A 20,649-nucleotide genomic window follows, 5' to 3' on the forward strand; every position below is an offset into this window, starting at 1 on the left:
GGCGCGTCAGCCGCACGCGAGGCGGTCGTGAACGGCCTGCAGCCCCTCGATCTCCCGCTGTTGGGCCTCGGCCATACCGGAAGCGACCTGCGTCACGCGCGGGTCGCTTCCGAGTTCCTGCACGGCGCGGACCATCTCGATGGCGCCCGTGTGGTGGCGGATCATCAGCTCGGTGAACAGGCAGTCCTGCTCGGTGCCGGTGGCCTCGCGCAGCGCGGTCAACTCCGCGGGACTGGCCATGCCCATCGCCTCGCGCAGCTCCTCGTCGGTCAGCTGCTCCCCGTCGGCGGGGGCGCCGTGGTCGTGGTCGCTGCCGGACATCCACGCCATCAGCGGCTGATCGCTCGCCTGCGGTACCCCCCAGTGCACGAGCCACCCGTACATCTCGCCGGCCTGCGCTGACTGGGCCGTCGCGATGTCGTACGCGATGGCGCGCAGCTCGTCGTCGTCGGTGTCGCGGTACTCGATCATGGCCATCTCGACGGCCTGCGCGTGATGCAGCTGCATGTCGCGCGCGAACCCCATGTCGGCGGCGTTCGGGGCGCCGGGCCCGACCGCACCGAACATCGAGAAGCGGCCGGCGGCGAACGCCGCCCCCGCGATGAGCAGGGTCGCCACGACGAACACCGCCCAGGGGCGCCGCGCGCGGCCCTCTGCAGGGACCGCCGCATCCTGGCTCATTCAGTACCCCCTCGGCTCAGAGCCTTCCGGGACCCTCGATCGCGCCCGAGCAGGAGGCCCCCGGCTCCGGCACGTCCTGGTGCCGCCAGTACTCCTCGATGAACTCCGGGATGCGCGGGTCGTCGACCGAGTCGACCTTGAGCTGCACGTTCCAGCCGCTGAGGGCGATCGGCGTGTCCATGCCCTCGTACGGGGACAGGATGACGTAGCTGGACGGCATCAGGCCGCGCAGCCTGTCGAGGTCGGCGCCCTGGATCTGCTCGGCGTCGTAGGTCACCCACAGGGCGCCGTGCTCGAGCGAGTGGACGGCGTGCTCGGCCACCTGCGGCTCGGTGTAGGTGCCGCAGTTGAGCCAGAACGCGTTGTGCGGCCCGCCCGCGGGCGGGTTCTGCGGATAGTCGACCGTGCCCTCGACGTGCGTCGTGTCGTTCTCGAACGTCTCGACGCCCTCGATCACGGCACCCGTGCCGCCCGGGGTGTAGGTGCGGGGCGCGAACACGATCGACAGCACGATCGCCGTCACCACGGCCGCCGCGACCACCGTGCCGACGACCCACCACACGACCTTGCCGCGCTGGCGCTTCTTCAGCTGCCGCTGGTACTCCGCGAGCTTCTCCTGCCGCTTCGCCTCGCGCTGCTGCTTGACCGTCAGGTCGAGCTGCGCCTGCTTCGCCGGGTTGCCGGAACGGTGCTGGGGGGACCCATTCTGGGAAGACCGATTCTGGGGGGACCGCTTCTGGGGGGACACGGGGCAATCCTATTCGCCGGAATGGGACGCGTGCTCCGAGGACGCTGAAGAGGAGGGCGGGCGTAGCATGAAGGGTTCCGCTACGACGAAAGAGCACCGTGACCGATCCTTCGCCTCCACGCACCGACTCGATCTCCCTGCCGTTCACCGGGAGGATCTCGGTGCCGCCCGCGACCGGTGCCATCCGCACCCTGGGCCCGGATCCGCAGACGGCGCCCGTCGTCCTGCATCCGGGCGACGCCATCCCCGCGTCGCGCCGCGTGCTGTACGTGCTCCTGCTGGGAGCCCTCACGGCGCTCGGCCCGTTCACGATCGACCTCTACCTGCCCGCGTTCCCGCTGCTCGAGAGCGCGTTCCAGACCTCCTCGGCGGCGATCCAGCTCACGCTCACGGGCACGATGATCGGCTTCGCGCTCGGCCAGCTCGTGGTGGGTCCGCTGAGCGACACGCTCGGTCGCCGCGTGCCGCTGCTGGCGGCGACGGTGCTGCACGTGCTGGCCAGCGCCGCGGCCGCCCTGGCGCCGGACCTGCTGCTGCTGGGCGTCGCGCGCGTGGCGATGGGCTTCGGTGCCGCGGCGGGCGCCGTGGTGGCCATGGCGATCGTCCGCGACCTCTTCGGGGGCAAGCGCCTGGTGGTGATGCTGTCCCGCCTGGCGCTCGTGACGGGCCTCGCGCCCGTCGTGGCACCGCTCATCGGATCCGCACTGCTGCGGGTCATGCCGTGGGAGGGCATCTTCGTCGTGCTCGCCGGTTACGGCGCGGTCATGCTCGTGCTCGCGCTGTTCGGAATCCCCGAGACGCTCCCGCCGGCACGGCGCCGCGACCGTGGCGCGAGCACCGTGTGGCAGCGGTACCGCTCGGTGCTGTCCGACCGCGTGTACCTCGGCGTGCTCGTGATCGGCGGCATGACCTTCTCGGGCCTGTTCTCCTACCTGTCGGCCTCACCGTTCCTGTTCCAGCAGACCCACGGCTTCGACGAGCTCCAGTACGGGCTGCTCTTCGCCGTGAACTCCGTCGGCATCGTCATCGGAACGCAGACCGCGGCGCGGCTGGCCACGCGGTTCGGTCCGCAGTGGGTGCTGGCCTGGTCGACGGCCGTGCTGCTGCTGGCGGCCGCGGCCATCATCGTGTGCGACCAGCTCGGCCTCGGGCTGTGGGGCACCGCGATCCCGCTGTGGGTCTTCATCGCCGCGTGCGGGTTCACGTTCCCGTGCGCACAGGTGCTCGCGCTCGACCGGCACGGCCGGGCCGCGGGAACTGCGGCGTCGTTGCTCGGCGCCGCCAACTTCGGGATCGCCGGGATCGTCTCCCCGCTGGTCGGCTGGATCGCGGGCTCCACGGGCATCACGGGCACCACGATGGCGTCGGTGATGGCGGGATGCGCCGTCGTCGGCGTGCTGGCCCTGTGGTTCATCGTGCGTCCGCGGACCGTCGGCATGCTGAACCCCTGACCCCCTGAAAACCTGAACCACCGAGACGCCGGGAGGATGCCCTCATGAGCTCGTCGCCGAGGCGCCGGTGGGTCTGGTCGGGCGCGGCCCTGCTCGCGATCGCGGCGGTCCTCGGAGCGACCGTCATGCTCGCCTTCGGCAACGCCCCGCTCCCGCTGGACACCTGGTGGGAGGGAGCGCTCCCGGACGACCGGACCGGGCCGCTGCTCGCGATCTCGCTCGTGCTCGACACGGTCGGGCGAGGCCTGTTCGCACGCCTGTGGGTGCCGCTCGGCATCGCCGCACTGCTCGTGCTGCTGCGCCGGCCCTGGGCGGCGGCGTACGTGTTCGCCGCCGAGCTGGTGAGCTTCGCGGTCGTGCAGCTGCTGAAGGCGTTGATCGACCGACCGCGTCCGGAGGACGTCCTGGTCGCGGTCGACGTCGGTGCCTACCCGTCGGGACACGTGGGGAACGCGGCGGCGCTGGCGGTGGCCGCCTGGGTGATCTTCCCCCGGTGGCTGGTCGCGGTGCCCGCGCTCGCCTGGATCGCCGCGATGGCGTTCTCGCGGACGTACCTGGGCGCCCACTGGCTGACGGACACCGTGGGCGGCGCGCTGGTCGGCGCCGGCGTGGCGCTCCTCGTCGCCGTGCCGTTCGCCCGCGTGCTCGATCCCGGGGCAGGGCCGGTCAGAAGCTCCGGCCCGGGCTGAGGAACCTCTCGATGTGGCGCACCGCCGGTCCGCCCTCGACGACGATGCCGTGACGAGCGCCCCGGAGGACGGCGAGCTCCGCGAGCGGGATCCGGTCGTGGAGCGTACGCGCGTGGTCGAGGGGGACGAGGCAATCGGCCTCGCCGTGGAGGATGAGCGTGCGCGCGCCGATGCGGTGCAGCTCATCCAGGGCGTCGTGTCGGCGGCTGGCGCGGCGATGACGCGAGCGGATCGCTGCGCCGGGCTCGATCGCCAGCAGATGCGCGAACCACCCCGGGTGGCGTGTGAAGAACACCTGCGCGATGCGATCGCGGTCGCCCGAGCGCAGCGCATCGTCCGCGTCGGGCGTGCGCGGGGAGCCGTGCGCGTCGCCCGCCGACGTCGATGCGAGCACGACCCGTCGCACCCGCTCCGGGTGATCGATCGCGAGCCACTGGGCGATGCGCCCGCCCATCGAGTGGCCCAGGACGTCGGCGCGGGCGACACCCGTCGCATCGAGCACGGCCCGCACGTCGCCGGCGAATGAGCGGGTGTCGAAGCGGTCGGGGGTGCCGGCACCGCTGTGCCCCACGCCCCGGTGATCGAACACGATGAGCCGGCGTCCCGGCAGCAGCAGCTCCACGGCGATGCGCCACGAGGTGTGGTCGAGGGACTGACCCGCGATGAGGACGAGCGGATCGCCGTTCCCGGCGGTCCAGTACGCGAGGGACGTGCCGTCGTCCGCGGCGGCCTCGCCGCGCGACCATCCGCGGGGCGACGTCCAGGGCGACATCAGCCGTCGGACGGTTCCGGAGCGGGCGGCGCTGCCTCGGAGACCGCCGCAACGGCGTCACCGGGATCCGTGAGGCGCGACCCGGGGGCGCCGGTCTCGCGCACGTACACGACCTCGATCGTCACGCCGAGGCCCGGCGCGCCGGAGTGGTCCTCGCCCGGGCGCGCCTCGGTGACGGCGCCGTCCTGGGCGTCGCCGCGCTCGTGCTCCCCGGGGCGCTCGGACGGAGGCTTCGGGGAACCGGTCTCGTTCTCCGGGTCCGCGGGCGTGGGCGTCGGCTCGGGGGAGGGAGCCGGATCGGGGCACGGCCGGGGCTTCGGCGGCTCGGAGGGAGTGGGCGTCGGTGTCGGTGTCGGTGTCGGTGCGGGCGGCGAGGTGGGGGTGGGCGTCGGTGTCGGCGTGGGCCCGCTCGGCTGGCTGGGCGTGGGCGTGGGAGTCGGCGCGGGCGTGGCCGGCACCTCGGTCTCCGGCTCGGGCGTCGCGACGGGCTCCTCGGGCACGGGCTCGGGACGCGCCGCCGACAGCACCGCATCCGAGCCATCGGACGGCAGCGTCGGCAGGAGCACGGGGTCCGGAGATTCGGGGTCCTCGTCCTCCGGTGTCGGCGCGGGCGTCGGAGCCGGCGTGACCGTCCGGGGCCGGGAGGGGACGTCCTCGTCCTCGTCGTCCTCGGGTCCGGTCTGCTGCAGGAGCTCGGGAGACGCCTCGATCGCGGCCGCGGGGGGAGCGGCGTCGTCGAAGACGGACCCCGCTCCGAGCGACCCCGCGGGGCCGAGCCCGACTGCCCACACGGCGACGGCGCCGGCGACCACGAGCGCGCCGGAGCCTCCCGCGATCAGTCCGCCCCAGGTGCGCGCCGACCCCGTCGTCGCCTCACCGGTGCGGGAGGCTGCGGCCGCGCCGGTATCGGGGACCGGCTCGGGCGCGTCGGGGATCTCGTGCGTCGTCATGAATCTGGGGGTGCGTCCTCGGGGAGCGACGGGCTTCGGGCGGGGCGAGGCCGGTGGGCCTCCGGCAGGCGGTTGGGGGGTGCCCGCCCGACCTATTCTTGCGGTCCCGCGGCGATCGCGCCACCGTCTGTCGGAGATTGTGAGCGGTTTCTGCGCCAGGGAACCGGTGCCGCCGGCGCCTTTCCCGCCTGGAGGCGGGTCACAGAGCCCGTCCCGCCACCCAGACCGCGCGCACCTCGAGACGCTCGTCGAGCACCACGGCGTCGGCCGGCCCGCCGGCTCGCAGTGCGCCCAGATCCGGGCGGCCCAGGGCGCGCGCGGGGGTGCTCGTGAGCGCCGCCACGGCATCCCCGAGGGTCACGCCCGACGCCACCGCCCGTCGCAGGGCGGCGTCCTGCGTGAGGGTCGAGCCGGCCAGCGCGTCCGTGCCCCGCACCGTCGCGACGCCCGCGGCCACGTCGGCGACGAGCCCGCCGACCCGGTACGGCCCGTCCGGCATGCCCGTCCCCGCCATGGCGTCGGTCACGAGTGCGACGCGCCCGGGCGCCGCGGCGAAGAGCATCCGCACCACGACGTCGTCGACGTGTGCGCCGTCGGCGATGAGCTCGAGGGTGACGCGGGGGTCCGCCGCGGCGACCGGGATCGGCCCGGGCCGGCGGTGGTGGATGCCGGGCATCGCGTTGAAGGCGTGCGTCAGGAGCGTCGCGCCCGCGGCGATCGCCCGCCGGGTCTCGGCGGCGTCCGCGTCCGTGTGCCCGATCGCGGCGATCGCGCCGTGGGCAACGATGCGTCGGATGGCGTCGAGCCCGCCCGGGAGCTCGGGTGCCAGCGTCACCTGGCGCACCGTGCCCCGACCGTCCACGATGCCCGCCCGGAGGAGGCGCTCGACCGTGGCGGGCGCCGGATCCCGCAGTAGCGCGGCGTCGTGCGCGCCGCGCCGCGGCGGTGCGAGGAACGGCCCCTCCAGGTGAGAGCCGAGGATCCCCGGTTCGGCGCGGGTCAGCTCGCCGATCTGCGCGACGCGCTGGGCCAGCAGATCGAGCTCCGCCGTCACGAGGGAGACCACCGCCCGGGTGGTGCCGTGCGCACGATGCAGGGCGTGCGCGCGCAGCACCGCCTCGGGGCCGTCCTCGTGAGCGGCGCCCGCGCCGCCGTGGCGGTGGAGGTCGATGAAGCCGGGACACAGCAGCGCGCCCGGGCCCGCGACCTGCGCGAGGTCGATGTCGTCGTCGCCCGCTCTCATGGAGGCCCGCCAGGAGCCGCCCCGTCCCGTCGCCTCCACCCGCCCGCGGTCGAACCGCACCCAGGCGTCCGCGCTGCCGGCCTCGGCGCGCGTTGCTCCCGGCTGCACCACGCGCGCGGAGTGCAGGACGACGGCCACACGACGACCCAATCACACGACGGGCACACGCGACAGGCGCACGTGACGGGCGGCGCGTCCGGACGGTCGGCGGACATGCCCTAGAATCGCGGTGTCGTGACTGGCGTTGAGGTGGTGCACCACCGGGAAGCGACCGAGACGGCATTCGACCGCACGCCTGGGCCGATGCGAGCAATCCTTCCCGCACGTCGTTACGGAGATCGCATGACCGATCCGCTGTTCCATGCCCCCCTCGCCGAGGTCGATCCCGAGATCGCACAGGTCCTGCAGCGCGAGCTCGACCGCCAGCGCGGATTCCTCGAGATGATCGCATCCGAGAACTTCGTTCCCGTCTCGGTCCTCGAGTCCCAGGGTTCCGTGCTCACCAACAAGTACGCGGAGGGCTACCCCGGCCGCCGCTACTACGGCGGGTGCGAGGAGGTCGACGTCGCCGAGGAGCTCGCGATCGAGCGCGCCAAGGCGCTGTTCGGCGCGGAGTTCGCCAACGTGCAGCCGCACTCGGGAGCGTCGGCCAACGCGGCCGTGCTGCACGCCGTCGCGCGTCCCGGCGACACGATCCTCGGGCTCTCGCTCGACCACGGCGGCCACCTGACGCACGGCATGAAGATCAACTTCTCGGGCCGCCTGTACGACATCGTCGCGTACGGCGTGGATCCGGAGACGTCGCTCGTCGACATGGACGAGGTGCGCCGCCTCGCGCACGAGCATCGGCCGAAGGTGATCATCGCGGGATGGTCCGCGTACCCGCGCCAGCTCGACTTCGCCGCCTTCCGCGCGATCGCCGACGAGGTGGGCGCGCTGCTGTGGGTCGACATGGCGCACTTCGCGGGGCTGGTCGCGGCGGGCCTGCACCCCAACCCGATGCCGCACGCGCACGTCGTCTCCTCGACCGTGCACAAGACGATCGGCGGCCCGCGTTCCGGCTTCATCCTGTCGAACGACGCGGAGATCGCCAAGAAGATCAACTCCGCGGTGTTCCCCGGGCAGCAGGGCGGGCCGCTCATGCACGTCATCGCCGCGAAGGCCACCGCGTTCAAGCTGGCCGCGACGCCGGAGTTCAAGGACCGGCAGGAGCGCACGCTGCGCGGCGCGCGGATCCTCGCCGACCGGCTGCTGCAGCAGGACGTCGCGGACGCCGGCATCGCGCTGCGCTCGGGCGGCACGGACGTGCACCTCGTGCTCGTCGACCTGCGCAACGCCCAGATCGACGGGAAGCAGGCCGAGGACCTGCTCCACGACATCCGCATCACCGTCAACCGCAACTCGGTGCCCAACGACCCGCGCCCGCCCATGACGACGTCGGGCCTGCGCATCGGCACGCCGGCACTCGCCACCCGCGGGTTCGGCGACGCGGAGTTCACGGAGGTCGCCGACATCATCGCGCGGGCCCTGCTCCCCGGCGCCGACGTCGCGGCCCTGCGCGAGCGGGTGTCCCGCCTGGCGGAGGCTTTCCCGCTGTACCCGGACCTGGACCGATAGCCTCGACGGGGTGCGGCTGCCGGGAGGCGGCGGCACCCCCGCCGGGAGCAGCCCCCCTGAGGCGTCGTGGAGGACCCGGCGGACCCCCCGATACCCGCGCGGCAGGACGGCCGCGGCTGTGCACAGAGAAGTGAGGATGCAATGCCCGCAGAGAAGCTGGACGGAGTCGCCACGGCGAAGGCGATCAAGGAGGAGCTGCGCGAGCGCATCGCCGCGCTGAAGGACAAGGGCGTCACGCCCGGCATCGCCACCGTGCTGGTGGGCGCCGATCCCGCCTCCCAGCTCTATGTGGGCATGAAGCACAAGCAGTCGGTCGCGATCGGGATGAACTCGATCCAGCGCGAGCTGCCGGCCGACGCGACGCAGGAGCAGGTCGAGGCTCTCATCGATGAGCTCAACGCCGACCCGACGTGTCACGGGTACATCGTGCAGCTCCCGCTCCCGAAGCACCTCGACACCGACCGGATCCTGGAGCGGATCGACCCCGCCAAGGACGCCGACGGGCTGCACCCGACGAACCTGGGCCGCCTCGTGCTGAACGTCAACGAGCCGATCGCGACGCCGCTGCCCTGCACGCCGCGCGGTGTCATCGAGCTGCTGACGCGCAACGGCTACGACCTCAAGGGCAAGCACGTCGTGGTGGTCGGCCGCGGCGTGACCATCGGGCGCCCGATGGGTCTGCTGCTCACGCGCAAGGACGTGAACGCGACCGCGACGCTGGTGCACACGGGCACGAAGGACATGGGCCCCCACCTCCGCCAGGCCGACGTGATCGTCGCCGGTGCGGGCGTGAAGCACCTCATCAAGGCCGAGGACGTCAAGCCCGGGGCGGCCGTGCTCGACGTCGGCGTGACGCGCGAGGACGACCCCGAGACCGGCAAGCAGAAGGTCTACGGCGACGTGCACCCTGACGTCGCGGAGGTCGCGGGCTGGCTGTCGCCCAACCCCGGCGGTGTCGGCCCCATGACCGTCGCGCTGCTCATGACCAACGTGGTCGAGGCGGCCGAGCGCTCGCTCGCCTGACCCGGCTCGGAGCACGTGCTCTGACCGAAGGCACGTCGTCTACGGCGTGTTCTCGGTCAGAGCACGTGCTTTGCGCGTCAGGCGTGGCGGTCGAGGAACTCGAAGACCTCGGAGTCGTCGACGCCGGGGAACGTGCCGCGGGGGAGCGGCGAGAACATGTGGGTGTGGACGCGGGCGCTCGGCCACGCCTTGCCCTTCCAGCGCGCGAACTGCTCCGCGGGTGCGCGCCGGCAGCAGCTCTCGTCCGGGCAGGTGGAGACGCCCCTGTTGTGCGTCTCGCGGCCGCGCCACCACTTGGCGTCGTCGAAGGGTACGCCCACCGTGATCGAGAACGCGCCGGTGTCGCGCGAGCCGGTCTGCGTCGAGCACCAGAACGTGCCGACGGGTGTGTCGGTGTACTGGTAGTGCTCGGTCGTGCGGTTCTGCTGGTCGAATGCGTCGCGCGCGGCGAACTTGCGGCACACGATCTGGCCCTCCACGGCGCCCGTGACGTCCTCCGGCAGCGGAAGCCCGTCGTTCTCGTACACGCGCTCCACCTGCCCGTTCTCGCCCACGCGCAAGAAGTGGAGCGGCATGCCGAGGTGCACCGTCATCAGGTTGGTCATGCGCATGGCGGCGGCCTCGTGCGTGACGCCGAAGGCGTCGCGGAAGTCCTCGACGGCGAGGTTGCGGTCCTTCTTCGCCTGCTGCAGGAACGCGACGGCGTTCGTCTGGGGCACGAGGCAGCACGCGGCGTAGTAGTTGATCTCGAGGCGCTGCTGCAGGAAGTCGGCGTAGGACGTCGGGGGGCGATGGCCGAGCAGGCGGTGCGCCATCGCCTGCAGCGCCATCGAGCGCAGGCCGTGTCCGCCCGGGATCGAGGCGGGGGGCAGATAGATGCGTCCGTTCTCCAGGTCGGTGATGGAGCGCGTCGACGACGGCAGGTCGTTGACGTAGATGAGCGAGAACCCGAGCTGCTCGGCCATGATGCTCACCGTGCGGTGCGTGAGCGCGCCCGAACTGTGCCCCGCGGCGCGCAACTGCTTCTCCGCGAGCTCCTCGATGTCCGGGAGGTAGTTGTTGTGCTCGCGCATCCGCAGGCGCAGCTCCGTGTTGGCCCGTCGCGCCTCCTCGGGTGTCGCGATGGCCTCGCTCTCGCGGCGCTGCAGCTCGCGATGCAGTCCCAGGATCGACTCGAGCGTCTCGTCGGGCAGAGTCTTGGTCACCTTGACGGGCGGGATCCCGAGGCTGCGGAACACGGAGCTCGACTGCGCCCGCTCGAGTTCCAGTTCGAGCGCCGCCCGCCGGTTCGGCGGCTCGCCGGAGATGAGGTCCGTGACGGACGTGTGCGTGGCCGCCGCGATCGCCTGCAGGAGCGAGAGCTTGGGCTCCCGCTTGCCGTTCTCGATGAGGCTCAGCTGGCTCCCCGCGACGCCGACGGCGGCCCCGAGCTCGTCGAGTGTGAAGCCCTGCTGGAGCCGGTAGTGGCGGATGCGGTGCCCGAGCGTTTTGAGCTCGATGCTCGTCTTCAGGTCGTCGCGAGGGGTCATTCCTTGATAGTACCGAAAGAATCCCGTTTCTTTTGCGTGCTCGGTGCCGAAAAGGGGCGCGGAGGCGAGCGATCCTGGAGAAGTCCCACCGCACCTCCCGGATAAGGAAAACGGATGGCCATCATCGAGACACCCACCTCCCGTGCCGCGTCCAACCCGCTGGAAGCGTTCGGCGCCCAGCCCCGGTTCGACGGACCCGGGATGGCGGCGCTCGTGGCCTGGGTCGAGGAGATCGCGGAGCTGACGCAGCCGGACCGGATCCACTGGGTGGACGGCTCCGAGGCCGAGAACGCCGCGCTGCTGGAGCAGATGGTGTCCGACGGCACGCTCATCAAGCTGAACGATGAGAAGCGCCCCGGGTCGTACCTCGCGCGGTCGCACCCCAGCGATGTCGCGCGGCTCGAGTCGCGTACGTTCATCTGCTCGGAGAAGCAGGAGGACGCCGGCCCCACGAACAACTGGGCCGCGCCCGCCGAGATGCGCGCCACGCTCCAGCCCCTGTTCGAGGGATCGATGCGCGGGCGCACGATGTTCGTCGTCCCGTTCTCGATGGGCAAGGTCGGCGGACCGATCTCCCAGCTCGGCGTGCAGCTGACCGACAGTCCCTACGCCGTCGCGTCGATCGAGGTCATGACCCGCGTCGGAACCGAGGTGACCAGGCTCATCGCGGAGGGCGCCCCCTGGGTGCGCACGGTCCACACGGTGGGCGCGCCGCTCGAGCCCGGTGAGGTGGACGTCGCGTGGCCGTGCAACGAGGAGAAGTACATCGTCCACTACCCCGACACGCTCGAGGTGTGGTCGTTCGGCTCCGGCTACGGAGGCAACGCGATCCTGGCGAAGAAGTGCTACGCCCTGCGCATCGCCTCCGTACTGGGCCGCGACAACGGCTGGATGGCCGAGCACATGCTGCTCATCCGCGTCATCGACCCGGAAGGCAAGGCCTACCACGTCGCGGCTGCGTTCCCGTCCGCCTGCGGCAAGACGAACCTCGCGATGCTGCGTCCCACGATCCCCGGCTGGCGCGTCGAGACGCTCGGGGACGACATCACCTGGATCCGCCCCGGCGAGGACGGCCGCCTCTACGCGATCAACCCCGAGGCCGGGTTCTTCGGCGTCGCGCCGGGGACGGGCGAGTCGACCAACGTCACGGCCGTCGAGACGCTGTGGGGCAACGTGCTGTTCACGAACGTCGCGCTCACGGACGACGGCGACGTGTGGTGGGAGGGGCTGACCGACGAGGCGCCCGCGCACCTCATCGACTGGCAGGGCGAGGACTGGACGCCCGACTCGGGCCGTCCGGCCGCGCACCCCAACTCGCGCTTCACGGTGTCGGCGGCTCAGGCGCCGTCGATCTCCGACGACTGGGAAGAGGCGGTCCCGCTCGACGTCATCCTCTTCGGCGGGCGTCGCGCCACCAACGTCCCGCTCGTGGTCGAGTCGTTCGACTGGCAGCACGGGGTGTTCCTCGGCTCGACGATCTCGTCCGAGCGCACCGCCGCTGCCGAGGGTACGGTGGGCGAGCTGCGGCGCGACCCGTTCGCCATGATGCCCTTCTGCGGCTACAACATGGCCGACTACTTCGCGCACTGGCTCGAGATGGGCCAGAAGGCCGAGAAGCTGCCGGCCATCTACCAGGTGAACTGGTTCCGCAAGGGATCCGACGGCCGCTTCCTGTGGCCCGGCTTCGGCGAGAACTCGCGCGTGCTCGACTGGATCATCCGTCGCCTGCAGGGCGAGGCGGACGCCGTCGAGACGCCGATCGGGCGCATCCCCGCCGCCGGCTCGCTGAACCTCGACGGCATCGACGTGCCGGAGTCCGACCTGGACGAGCTGTTCTCGATCGACGCCGACTCCTGGCTCGCGGAGGCCGACCTCACGGAGGAGTTCTACGCGATCTTCGGCGACAGGATCCCGGCGGATCTGCGCGCGCAGCTCGAGGCGCTGCGCACCCGCCTCACGACCGCGAAGGGCTGACCGCACTCAGACCCTTCGCCGCGGATGCCCGGAACCGCACACCGGACAGACGCGCAACAGAACGACCCGCCCTCTCTTCCGATCCGGGGCGGGTCGTTCTTCATCCCGGCGCCCGGCGCCCCCCGCACGCTCACACCAGCAGCTGGTGGCGTGCCAGGTCCCGGTACAGCGGCACCGACTGGACCAGTTCGCTGTGGGTGCCCTGGCCCACGACCTCGCCGCGGTCCAGCACGATGATCCGGTCGCTGTCGACCACCGTGGACAGGCGGTGGGCGATGACGAGGAGGGTGCGCCCCTGCGCCACGGCGTCGATCGCGTCGCGCATCAACTGCTCGTTGAGGCCGTCGAGCGACGAGGTCGACTCGTCCAGCAGCAGGATCGGCGGGGCCGTCAGGAGCGCGCGGGCGATCGCGAGCCGCTGACGCTCTCCGCCCGACAGCATCACGCCGTCCTCGCCCACGGGGGAGTCGATCCCGAGCGGGCTGCGGTCGATCACGCCGCCGAGATTGACGGCGCGCAGCACGCGCTCGCAGTCGGCGTCCGAGGCATCGGGCGCGGCCAGGCGCAGGTTGTCCGCGATCGTCCCGGCGAGAGTCGGGGCATCCTGCTCCACGTATCCGAAGCGCGCCCGCAGCTCCTCGCGCGGCAGCTCGCGGATGTCCTGGCCGTCCAGCTCGATGCGCCCCGCGGTCGGATCGTAGAAGCGCTCGATGAGCGCCAGGATCGTGGACTTGCCTGCGCCGCTCGGCCCCACGAGGGCGACGCGCGCACCCCGCGGCACCTCGAACGTCACGCCGCGCAGCACGTCGTCCTCGCGCGCCTCGGCCGCCTCCGCGAGCGTCGGCACGTGCTCCTCCTGCGCTTCCTTGACCGCCTGGCGCCGCGCGGCGACCACGGCCTCGGGGTAGCGGAAGCGGACGTCGCGGAACGCGATCGCCGGGGCGCCGGGGACGGGGACCGGGCGCGTGCTCGGCGCGTCGTCGGCGGCTTCCGTCGGGAGGTCGAGGACCTCCTGGATGCGGCCGAGCGCGCCGAGCGCCTGACCCACGCTTGTCATCGCGCCGAACGCCGATGCGAGCGGCATGACCATGAGGAAGAGGAACATCACGAAGGTGACGAGCTCGGCGATCGTCACGGCCCCGGAGGCCACGCGCATGCCGCCGACGCCCAGGACGACGAGCATCGACGCCTGCAATGCGATGCCGGCGATCGGCACGACGAGCGCGGAGGCCTTCGCGACGCGGACTCCCGCCGCGTAGGCCTGGGAGGCCTTCTCCGTGACCGCCCGCTCCTCGCGCTCCGTCGCGCCCGAGGCGCGCACGGTGCGGATGGCCCCGATGGCCCGCTCGATGCCGCTCGTGAGCTCGCCGACGCTCTCCTGCTGCGCACTCGTCGCGCGGCGGATCCGCCCGCTCAGCGAGGCGACCGCCACGACGCTCACGCCGAGGACGCCCACGATGCTGAGCAGCATGATCGGGTCGATCACGAGCATCGCGATGAGGGCGCCCACGAACAGCAGCACGTTGCCGACGCTGTCGGCGAGCCCCTGCGTCAGCACTGCGTAGAGCATCGTGGTGTCCGTGCCGACGCGGGAGACGAGGTCGCCCGTGCGCCGCGCATCGAACTCGCGGATGGGCAGGTGCAGCAGCCGCGCGATCAGCTGGCGCCGGCTCGAGAGCACGACCGCGGTGCCCGTGCGCTGCAGCAGGTAGTGCTGGTAGGCGCCCACGGCCGAGGAGACGAGGACGAACAGGACGAGTCCTCCGACGAGCACGCCCAGGGGCTGCTCCGCCTGGACGCGGGCGATCACCTCGCCGATGAGCAGCGGTTGGACGAGCGTCGTGGCGGCGGCGATGACGCTGAGCACCGAGACCACGACGAGCACGCGCTTGTGCTCGAACAGGAACGGCAGCAGCTGGCGGAACGTGGCGCGAGGGCCGCCGTCGTCCTGCGCTCGTGCGAACGGGTTGCGTCGGCCGCGGACGGGGCGCGCGGATGCCTCGGACATGTCGTGACTCACTTCCGGCCGAACTTCTTGTGGGCTGCCTGCTTCGTGATGCCGAGCGCCGTCGCGATCGCCTCCCACGAGTGGCCCTGCATGCGGGCGCGCCGCACGAGCGCCTCCTCCTCGCGGGTCAGCGCGCGGCGGCGCTCGGCGATCGCGAACAGCGCCGGGATCGGCTCCTCCGGGTCAGGAGTGGCCGTGGTCGTCGTCTCGCGCATGCGTCAACCGTAGTTGACGCATGCGCGAGGATCAAGTCGGCGCGCGGGGCGTCGCTGGCGAGAGGCGGCGACGCCGTGAGAGGCTCGTGACACCCCCCGAGAGAGACGACGATGCCCTCTTCCGACCCATCCTCCGGCCTGCCCGCAGACGCCTGGGCGCTGCTCGCCCGCCACGCCCGCATGTTCGTGCCCGAGGTGATCGGCGCGCAGCGCGAGTTGTTCGCCGGGTTGCTCCGCCGGTCGCCCGACGGCGTCGTGCCGGCCCCGCACATCCGCCGGGACATCGCCTATGGCGCCCACGAGCGCCACCGACTGGACCTCCACTCCGCATCGCCCTTCCCGGAACCCGGGGGAGGCGCGGGGCGACCCGTCGTGCTGTTCGTGCACGGCGGTGGCTTCGTCGGCGGCGACAAGCGCGATCCCGAGCTGCCCTTCTTCGACAACGTGGGCGGGTGGGCCGCCGACCGGGGCTTCCTGGGCGTCACCATGACGTATCGCCGTGCGCCCGAGCATCGCTGGCCCGCCGGTGCCGAGGACGTCGCGGCGGCGTTGGGATGGCTGCGCGCGAACGTCGCCGAGCACGGCGGAGACCCGGACCGCATCGTGCTGTTCGGTCACTCCGCCGGCGCCGCGCACGTTGCCGGCCTCCTGGCGGGCCACGCCGGCGGGGCGCCGGCCGGCGCGCGGGGAGTGGCCGCGGCGATCCTGCAGTCGGGCATCTATGACCCCGCGAGCGCCGACGGCGAGCTGGCCGGCATGGTCGACGTCTACTACGGAGACGAGGGGCAGCGCCGCGAGCGCTCGGCGGCCCCGGGCCTGGCGGGCACGACCGTGCCGCTGTTCGTCGGTGTCGCCCAGCACGACCCGACCGCGTTCCATCGCCAGGCCGGCCTCGCGATCGCCGCGATCCTGGCGGGGCGGGGCGAGCTGCCCGCCGTGCACCTGGCGTCGGGGCACAGCCACTTCTCGCCGGTGCTGGGCCTGGGCACCGGCGACGCCTATGGCGTCGTCCTGGAGGGCTTCATCCACCGGACGCTCGAGCAGCACTCGGGCGCCCACGAGGAAGGACACAGCGCATGAGCGAGCACGCGAGCGACGGGGCTGGGACCGTCGAGTTCGGGGTCTTCGACTGGATGGACGCGGCGCCAGGGCGCGACACGGCCCGCGTGTACGAGGAGCGCCTCGCCCTCGCGCGGCGCGCGGACGTGCGGGGCATCGGCCGTTACCACGTCGCCGAGCACCACGGCACGCCGCTGGGGCTGGTGTCCTCGCCCGCCGTGTGGCTTGCCGCGGTCGCCCGCGAGACCGAGCGGATCCGGCTCGTGCCGACGACGTTCATCGTGCCGTTCTACGACCCGCTGCGGCTCGTGCAGGAGATCGGGATGCTCGACCAGCTCTCGGGCGGGCGCCTCGAACTGGGGGTCGGCAAGGGCTCCTCTCCCATCGAGGCCGCCATGTTCGGGTGGGACCGGGAGGAGGTCGCCGAACGCTACGCCGCTGCGGCGCCCGCCATCATGGCCGCGCTCGAGACGGGCGTGTTCACACCGCCCGGTGGCGGCGCGGACGTGGAGCTGTTCATCCGCCCGCGTCGGGTGCCGCCGTTCTGGTATCCCACGAGCAACCCGGCGTCGATCGCGCAGGCCGCCGCGCGCGGGCAGCACACGATCTTCGGCTTCGCGTTCCGCTCGCCCTCGCTCGCGGTCATCCGCGAGCACCGCGACGTGTACTTCGCCGAGCGCGAGCGGGTCGAGCGCGACCTCGGAGTCGCGGACGGGGCGCCGCGCTTCGGCATCCTGCGGCATGTGCTGGTCGCCGAGACCGACGCGGAGGCGTTCGCGCTCGCCGAGGCCGCCTTCGCCGAGCACTACGCGAGCTTCGCGCACCTGTGGCGCCGCGCCGGCGCGGCCGGCTACGACGAGACGCCCGACCTGCGCGACCTCGTCGACCGGCACCTGATGTTCGTCGGTTCCGCCGAGTCCGTGCGCGATCAGGTCGTGCACGCCGTCGAGGAGACGGGCGTGAACTACCTGGCCGGCGCGTTCGCGTGGGGAGGTCTGCCCGCCGAGCATGCGCTGCGCTCGCTCGACCTCTTCGCCGATCACGTGATCCCCGCCGTCGGCGGCCGGGCGCCCGCCGGCGCCTGACGCGCCTCCGCCCGCCTCCGCCCGCCGGGAATCCGCTCGCGCGCCGAAAATACGACTCCGCGCCGAGAATGCGGCGGTTACACGCATTCTCGGCGCGGAGACGTATTGTCGCGGAGGCTCAGTGCGCCATCTGCGCGAGGGCCTCCTCATCGAGCGTCGCGATCGAGTGGGTGTCCTGGAAGGCACGGACGCCCTCGATGCCCTGCTCACGGCCGAAGCCCGACTGCTTCATGCCGCCGAACGGCGCGCGCAGGTCGAGGCGGGTGGCGCCGTGATCGTTGATCCAGACGTAGCCGCACACGAGCTGCGAGCCGATGCGCTGCGCGGTCTCGGGGCTGGCGGTCCAGACCGAGCCGCACAGGCCGCCCCACGTGTCGTTCGCGGCGGCGACGGCCTCCTCCTCGGTGTCGAAGGGGATGATCGGGATGACCGGGCCGAACTGCTCCTGCGTGACGACGCGCAGCGACGGGTCCGGGTCGATCACGATCGCGGGGCGCAGGAAGTTGCCTCCGGCGAGCTCACCGCCGGGCAGCTCGCCGTACTCGCGCACCTCGGCGCCGGCGTCCTTCGCCTCCTGGATGAGCTCCTCGACGAACGCCTTCTGCGCGGGCTGGTGGAGCGGCCCCATCGTGGTGTCCTCGTCCAGGCCGTAGCCGAGCTGCACCTTCTGGAGGCGCGCCTCCAGGCCAGCGACCAGCTCGTCCAGCCGCGACCGGTGCACGTACACGCGCTTGGCGTTCATGCAGATCTGGCCCGTGCTGTCGTAGATCGCCGCGAACAGCCGGTCGAGGTGCGTGTCGTCCAGGATCGCGTCCTCGGCGAAGACCGCCGCGTCGTTGCCGCCCAGCTCGAGCGTCACGCGGGTGAGCGACTTCGACGCCATCTCCATCATGCGCTTGCCGCCGTTGACGCTGCCCGTGAAGCAGACCTTGGCGACGTCGGTGTTCTGGATGAGCGCGGACATGTTCTCGTCGCGGCCGGTGATGACGTTGAGCACCCCCGGGGGCAGCTTCGCGGCCACGCGCTGCACGACGCGGGTCGTCGCCAACGGCGCCGAGGGCGGCGGCTTGACGATCGCGGTGTTCCCGGCCAGCAGCGCGTGCGGCAGCGAGGCCCCGAGGATCGCGATCGGCCAGTTGAACGGGACGATGATGGTCGACACGCCCAGCGGCTGGTACGTCACCTGGGTGGTGACGGGGATCCCGGGGGCGGGCTCGAGCACCTTGCCCTTCTCGACCTCGTCGGCCAGGGTCAGCGCCAGGTTCCAGCGCAGCTCGAACACGAGCGCGTCGATCCAGGCCTCCATGCGGATCTTGCCGTTCTCCTGCGACAGGATGGCGGCGTCCTCGTCGCGCTCGTCCGCGATGCCCGCGATCGCGTCGGCCATCGCCTGGGCGCGCTCCTGCGCCGACAGCGCGGCCCAGGCGGGGAAGGCGGCCTTCGCCGCGGCCACCGCGTCCTTGACGTCCTGCTCGGATGCGGCGGCGGCCTCGCCGACGACGACGCCCGGCTTGCCGGGATCCGCGACCTGCAGCACGTCCTGCGTGAACCGCTCCTCACCTCCGATGAACAGTCCGGTCCGCACCGCGGCCGACGTCGACGCGTCGCCAGCGGTGCCCACCTCCGTGTCGGATGCGCTTCCGGATGCCGCGTCGGTGCTGACGACGGCGTTCTCCGTGTCGGTCATACGACCACTCACCTCTCTGTGTGTGTCTGCCGGCTGCTGGCTGCGCCGGACTTCGTGAACGAATGGAACGTTTCTTGTCATCAGTCTGATGTACCGGGCTCCCCGGGACAAGGGAGTTCGCGGACGGAGCGCGCTCTGATAAGCGATGTGCGCTCAGGCAGCATCCGCGACCTCATCGGGGTCCCTCCTCGCCCTCGGTCCTGCGCCGGCCGGCGTCCCAGCCCGCACGGATCACCCGCACGGCGTCGTCGACGACGGCCGTGCCGTCCCGGTACGGCGCGCGCCAGATGGCGAGCGCCTCCTGTGCGGGGGGAGGCAGCACGGCGGCGCTGAAGGCCTCCACGCCCCAGCGGCCCGCGTACCCGTCGTCCAGCGCCCGCCGGACGAGCGCTGGGATGTCGACGGCGCCGCGCGAGAGCAGTCCACGGCCGGACTGCCCGAGCTCCAGGTACGCCAGTCGGGGGAGCGCGGCCCGGATGGCCGCGGACGCGTCCTCCTCCTCGACCGCCATGTGGAACGTGTCGAGGTGGATGCGCACGCGGCTCGAACCGCTCGCCTCGGCGAACTCCATCGCCTGCTCGGCGGTGGTGACCATCGCCGTCTCGTAGCGGTTCAGCACCTCGAACACGAGCGTGACGCCGCGCTCGTGCGCGTACTCTGCGGCGGCCCCGACGGCCGCCGCCGACCGCCGCCAGGCGTCGCGGGAGGGCGGAGTCGCAGCCCTCCCGAACAGCCCGTACGGCACGCCGTTGAGCTGGTCCGAGCCGAGCTGGACCGCCAGCTCGACCATGCGGCGCAACTCCGCCGCGCCCGCGGCGCGAACGTCCTCGTCCGGGGAGGAGACGTCAGCGCCCGGGGACTGCCCCGCGATCGGGATGGCGGTCAGGCCGCGTTCCTCGCACGCGTGCCGGAACCCCTCCGCGTCGAACGCCTCCGGGTCGACGGGCGGCAGCACCACCCGTCGGAAGCCGCGCGCGGCGATCGCGTCGAGCGCGCCCGGCAGCTCGCCGGATCCGGGGTCGCCGATCACGACGTTGAGATGGCAGCCGACGTCGAGTTCGTGCGGCAGGCGATCCGCCGCCGGCAAGGTGTGCGTGCTCATGGGCGGATCAGAACACCGGCAGGTCGAGGCGCTGCTTGAACACCGAGTAGCCGTCCTCGACGCTCACCACCGTGCCGTTGATGACGCGCGACTCGTCGGAGGCGAGGAAGGCCACCACGTCGGCGATCTCCTCGGGCTCGGTGAGACGCCCGCGCAGCTGCTCGGAGGCGAAGGTGTCGCGCAGCTCCTGGCTGAACTGGTTGATGATCGGCGTCGCCACCCGCCCCGGCGTGATCGCGACGGCGCGGATGCCGTGCTCCGCGAGCTCGTACGCGGCGGAGCGCGTGAACGAGATCACGGCGGCCTTGGCGGCGCTGTACGTGAACGAGAGTTCCGCGGCCTGCTCGCCGTACACGGACGACGTGCTGATGATGACGCCGCCCGCGCCCTGCTTGGCCATCTGCCGCCCGGCCGCGAGGATGCCGTAGTACACGCCGTGCTGGTCCACGCGGATCATCGGCTCGTAGTCGACCGCGGGGTCGTGTTCGAGGAGCGGCGCGCCGCCGGCGATCCCCGCGTTGTTGAAGATGACGTGGACCGCGCCGAAGATCTCGACGGCCCGGGCGACCATCGCCTCGACGTCCGCGAAGACCGACACGTCGACGGCGACGGCGGCCGCCGCGCCGGCGAAGCCGGCATCCTCGACCTCCGCGACCACTTGCTCGGCGCGTGCGAGGTCGATGTCGGCGACGAGCACCTTCGCCCCCTCGCGCACGAACTTGTGCACCGTCGCGCGGCCGATGCCGCTGGCGCCTCCCGTGATGATGGCGACCTTGCCGTCCAGTCTCATTCCGTTTCCTCTCTGTCGCGCGGGCA

18 protein-coding genes and 1 riboswitch are annotated in these 20,649 nt (G+C 72.3%); of the genes, 7 read left to right on the forward strand and 11 right to left on the reverse strand.

What is annotated here, in order from left to right; all coding sequences use genetic code 11:
* Positions 1 to 6: 6 nt before the first annotated feature.
* Together IEX37_RS03130 and IEX37_RS03135 are read right to left on the reverse strand one after the other, a co-directional pair.
* Positions 7 to 681, reverse strand: a complete 675-nt coding sequence (locus tag IEX37_RS03130) for a DUF305 domain-containing protein (protein ID WP_188754794.1) — start codon at positions 679 to 681, stop codon at positions 7 to 9.
* Between the two features lie 16 nt (positions 682 to 697).
* Positions 698 to 1,333, reverse strand: coding sequence for a thioredoxin-like domain-containing protein (locus IEX37_RS03135; protein ID WP_229663071.1), 636 nt, complete (start codon positions 1,331 to 1,333; stop codon positions 698 to 700).
* A 257-nt stretch (positions 1,334 to 1,590) separates the two neighbouring features.
* Between IEX37_RS03135 and IEX37_RS03140 the strand changes: the two genes are divergently transcribed.
* Together IEX37_RS03140 and IEX37_RS03145 are read left to right on the forward strand one after the other, a co-directional pair.
* Positions 1,591 to 2,880, forward strand: coding sequence for a multidrug effflux MFS transporter (locus tag IEX37_RS03140; protein ID WP_229663072.1), 1,290 nt, complete (start codon positions 1,591 to 1,593; stop codon positions 2,878 to 2,880).
* 44 nt (positions 2,881 to 2,924) lie between these two features.
* Complete coding sequence (locus tag IEX37_RS03145) at positions 2,925 to 3,569, forward strand: phosphatase PAP2 family protein (protein WP_188754797.1); 645 nt, start codon at positions 2,925 to 2,927, stop codon at positions 3,567 to 3,569.
* Here IEX37_RS03145 and IEX37_RS03150 read toward each other — a convergent pair.
* From IEX37_RS03150 to IEX37_RS03160, 3 genes are all read right to left on the reverse strand, one after another.
* Positions 3,547 to 4,341, reverse strand: a complete 795-nt coding sequence (locus IEX37_RS03150) for an alpha/beta fold hydrolase (RefSeq protein ID WP_188754798.1) — start codon at positions 4,339 to 4,341, stop codon at positions 3,547 to 3,549. The genes IEX37_RS03145 and IEX37_RS03150 overlap by 23 nt on opposite strands.
* On the reverse strand, positions 4,341 to 5,291 hold the full coding sequence (locus tag IEX37_RS03155) for a hypothetical protein (RefSeq protein WP_188754799.1): 951 nt from the start codon (positions 5,289 to 5,291) through the stop codon (positions 4,341 to 4,343). The genes IEX37_RS03150 and IEX37_RS03155 overlap by 1 nt, the downstream gene beginning before the upstream one ends.
* Before the next feature lie 199 nt (positions 5,292 to 5,490).
* The gene (locus tag IEX37_RS03160) at positions 5,491 to 6,672 is read right to left on the reverse strand and encodes an N-acetylglucosamine-6-phosphate deacetylase (RefSeq protein ID WP_229663036.1); all 1,182 of its coding nucleotides are present in this window, start codon (positions 6,670 to 6,672) and stop codon (positions 5,491 to 5,493) included.
* Between the two features lie 86 nt (positions 6,673 to 6,758).
* A riboswitch (ZMP/ZTP riboswitch) is annotated at positions 6,759 to 6,842 on the forward strand.
* A 34-nt stretch (positions 6,843 to 6,876) separates the two neighbouring features.
* On the opposite strand from IEX37_RS03160, the gene glyA reads away from it, so the two are divergent.
* Entirely contained in the window at positions 6,877 to 8,151 is a 1,275-nt protein-coding gene (gene glyA / locus IEX37_RS03165; protein ID WP_188754800.1) for a serine hydroxymethyltransferase, read from the forward strand.
* A gap of 141 nt (positions 8,152 to 8,292) precedes the next feature.
* Complete coding sequence (locus IEX37_RS03170; RefSeq protein ID WP_188754801.1) at positions 8,293 to 9,174, forward strand: bifunctional methylenetetrahydrofolate dehydrogenase/methenyltetrahydrofolate cyclohydrolase; 882 nt, start codon at positions 8,293 to 8,295, stop codon at positions 9,172 to 9,174.
* 77 nt (positions 9,175 to 9,251) lie between these two features.
* Here the strand turns inward: IEX37_RS03170 and IEX37_RS03175 are convergent, their stop codons facing one another.
* Positions 9,252 to 10,703: a helix-turn-helix domain-containing protein gene (locus tag IEX37_RS03175; protein ID WP_188754802.1), complete on the reverse strand. Its 1,452-nt coding sequence runs from the start codon at positions 10,701 to 10,703 to the stop codon at positions 9,252 to 9,254.
* Between the two features lie 114 nt (positions 10,704 to 10,817).
* Here IEX37_RS03175 and IEX37_RS03180 point away from each other — a divergent pair, with 114 nt between their 5' ends.
* Complete coding sequence (locus IEX37_RS03180; protein WP_188754803.1) at positions 10,818 to 12,677, forward strand: phosphoenolpyruvate carboxykinase (GTP); 1,860 nt, start codon at positions 10,818 to 10,820, stop codon at positions 12,675 to 12,677.
* 130 nt (positions 12,678 to 12,807) lie between these two features.
* Here the strand turns inward: IEX37_RS03180 and IEX37_RS03185 are convergent, their stop codons facing one another.
* Positions 12,808 to 14,685 carry an ABC transporter ATP-binding protein gene (locus IEX37_RS03185; protein WP_188754804.1) on the reverse strand — a complete coding sequence of 626 codons (1,878 nt, stop codon included), beginning with the start codon at positions 14,683 to 14,685 and terminating at the stop codon, positions 12,808 to 12,810.
* A gap of 8 nt (positions 14,686 to 14,693) precedes the next feature.
* Positions 14,694 to 14,900 (reverse strand): AsnC family protein, encoded by a 207-nt coding sequence (locus IEX37_RS03190; protein ID WP_188754805.1) that lies wholly within the window; start codon positions 14,898 to 14,900, stop codon positions 14,694 to 14,696.
* Between the two features lie 111 nt (positions 14,901 to 15,011).
* On the opposite strand from IEX37_RS03190, the gene IEX37_RS03195 reads away from it, so the two are divergent.
* Together IEX37_RS03195 and IEX37_RS03200 are read left to right on the forward strand one after the other, a co-directional pair.
* Entirely contained in the window at positions 15,012 to 15,980 is a 969-nt protein-coding gene (locus tag IEX37_RS03195; protein ID WP_188754806.1) for an alpha/beta hydrolase, read from the forward strand.
* On the forward strand, positions 15,977 to 17,044 hold the full coding sequence (locus IEX37_RS03200) for an LLM class flavin-dependent oxidoreductase (protein WP_188754807.1): 1,068 nt from the start codon (positions 15,977 to 15,979) through the stop codon (positions 17,042 to 17,044). The genes IEX37_RS03195 and IEX37_RS03200 overlap by 4 nt, the downstream gene beginning before the upstream one ends.
* Before the next feature lie 118 nt (positions 17,045 to 17,162).
* Here IEX37_RS03200 and IEX37_RS03205 read toward each other — a convergent pair whose 3' ends face one another.
* From IEX37_RS03205 to IEX37_RS03215, 3 genes are all read right to left on the reverse strand, one after another.
* The gene (locus IEX37_RS03205; RefSeq protein WP_188754808.1) at positions 17,163 to 18,731 is read right to left on the reverse strand and encodes an aldehyde dehydrogenase family protein; all 1,569 of its coding nucleotides are present in this window, start codon (positions 18,729 to 18,731) and stop codon (positions 17,163 to 17,165) included.
* 172 nt (positions 18,732 to 18,903) lie between these two features.
* Positions 18,904 to 19,833: a sugar phosphate isomerase/epimerase family protein gene (locus tag IEX37_RS03210; protein WP_188754809.1), complete on the reverse strand. Its 930-nt coding sequence runs from the start codon at positions 19,831 to 19,833 to the stop codon at positions 18,904 to 18,906.
* Positions 19,834 to 19,840: 7 nt separating this feature from the next.
* Positions 19,841 to 20,623, reverse strand: a complete 783-nt coding sequence (locus IEX37_RS03215) for an SDR family NAD(P)-dependent oxidoreductase (RefSeq protein WP_188754810.1) — start codon at positions 20,621 to 20,623, stop codon at positions 19,841 to 19,843.
* Positions 20,624 to 20,649 lie beyond the last annotated feature (26 nt).

The organism is Microbacterium album, assembly GCF_014643695.1.
GTDB lineage: Bacteria > Actinomycetota > Actinomycetes > Actinomycetales > Microbacteriaceae > Microbacterium > Microbacterium album.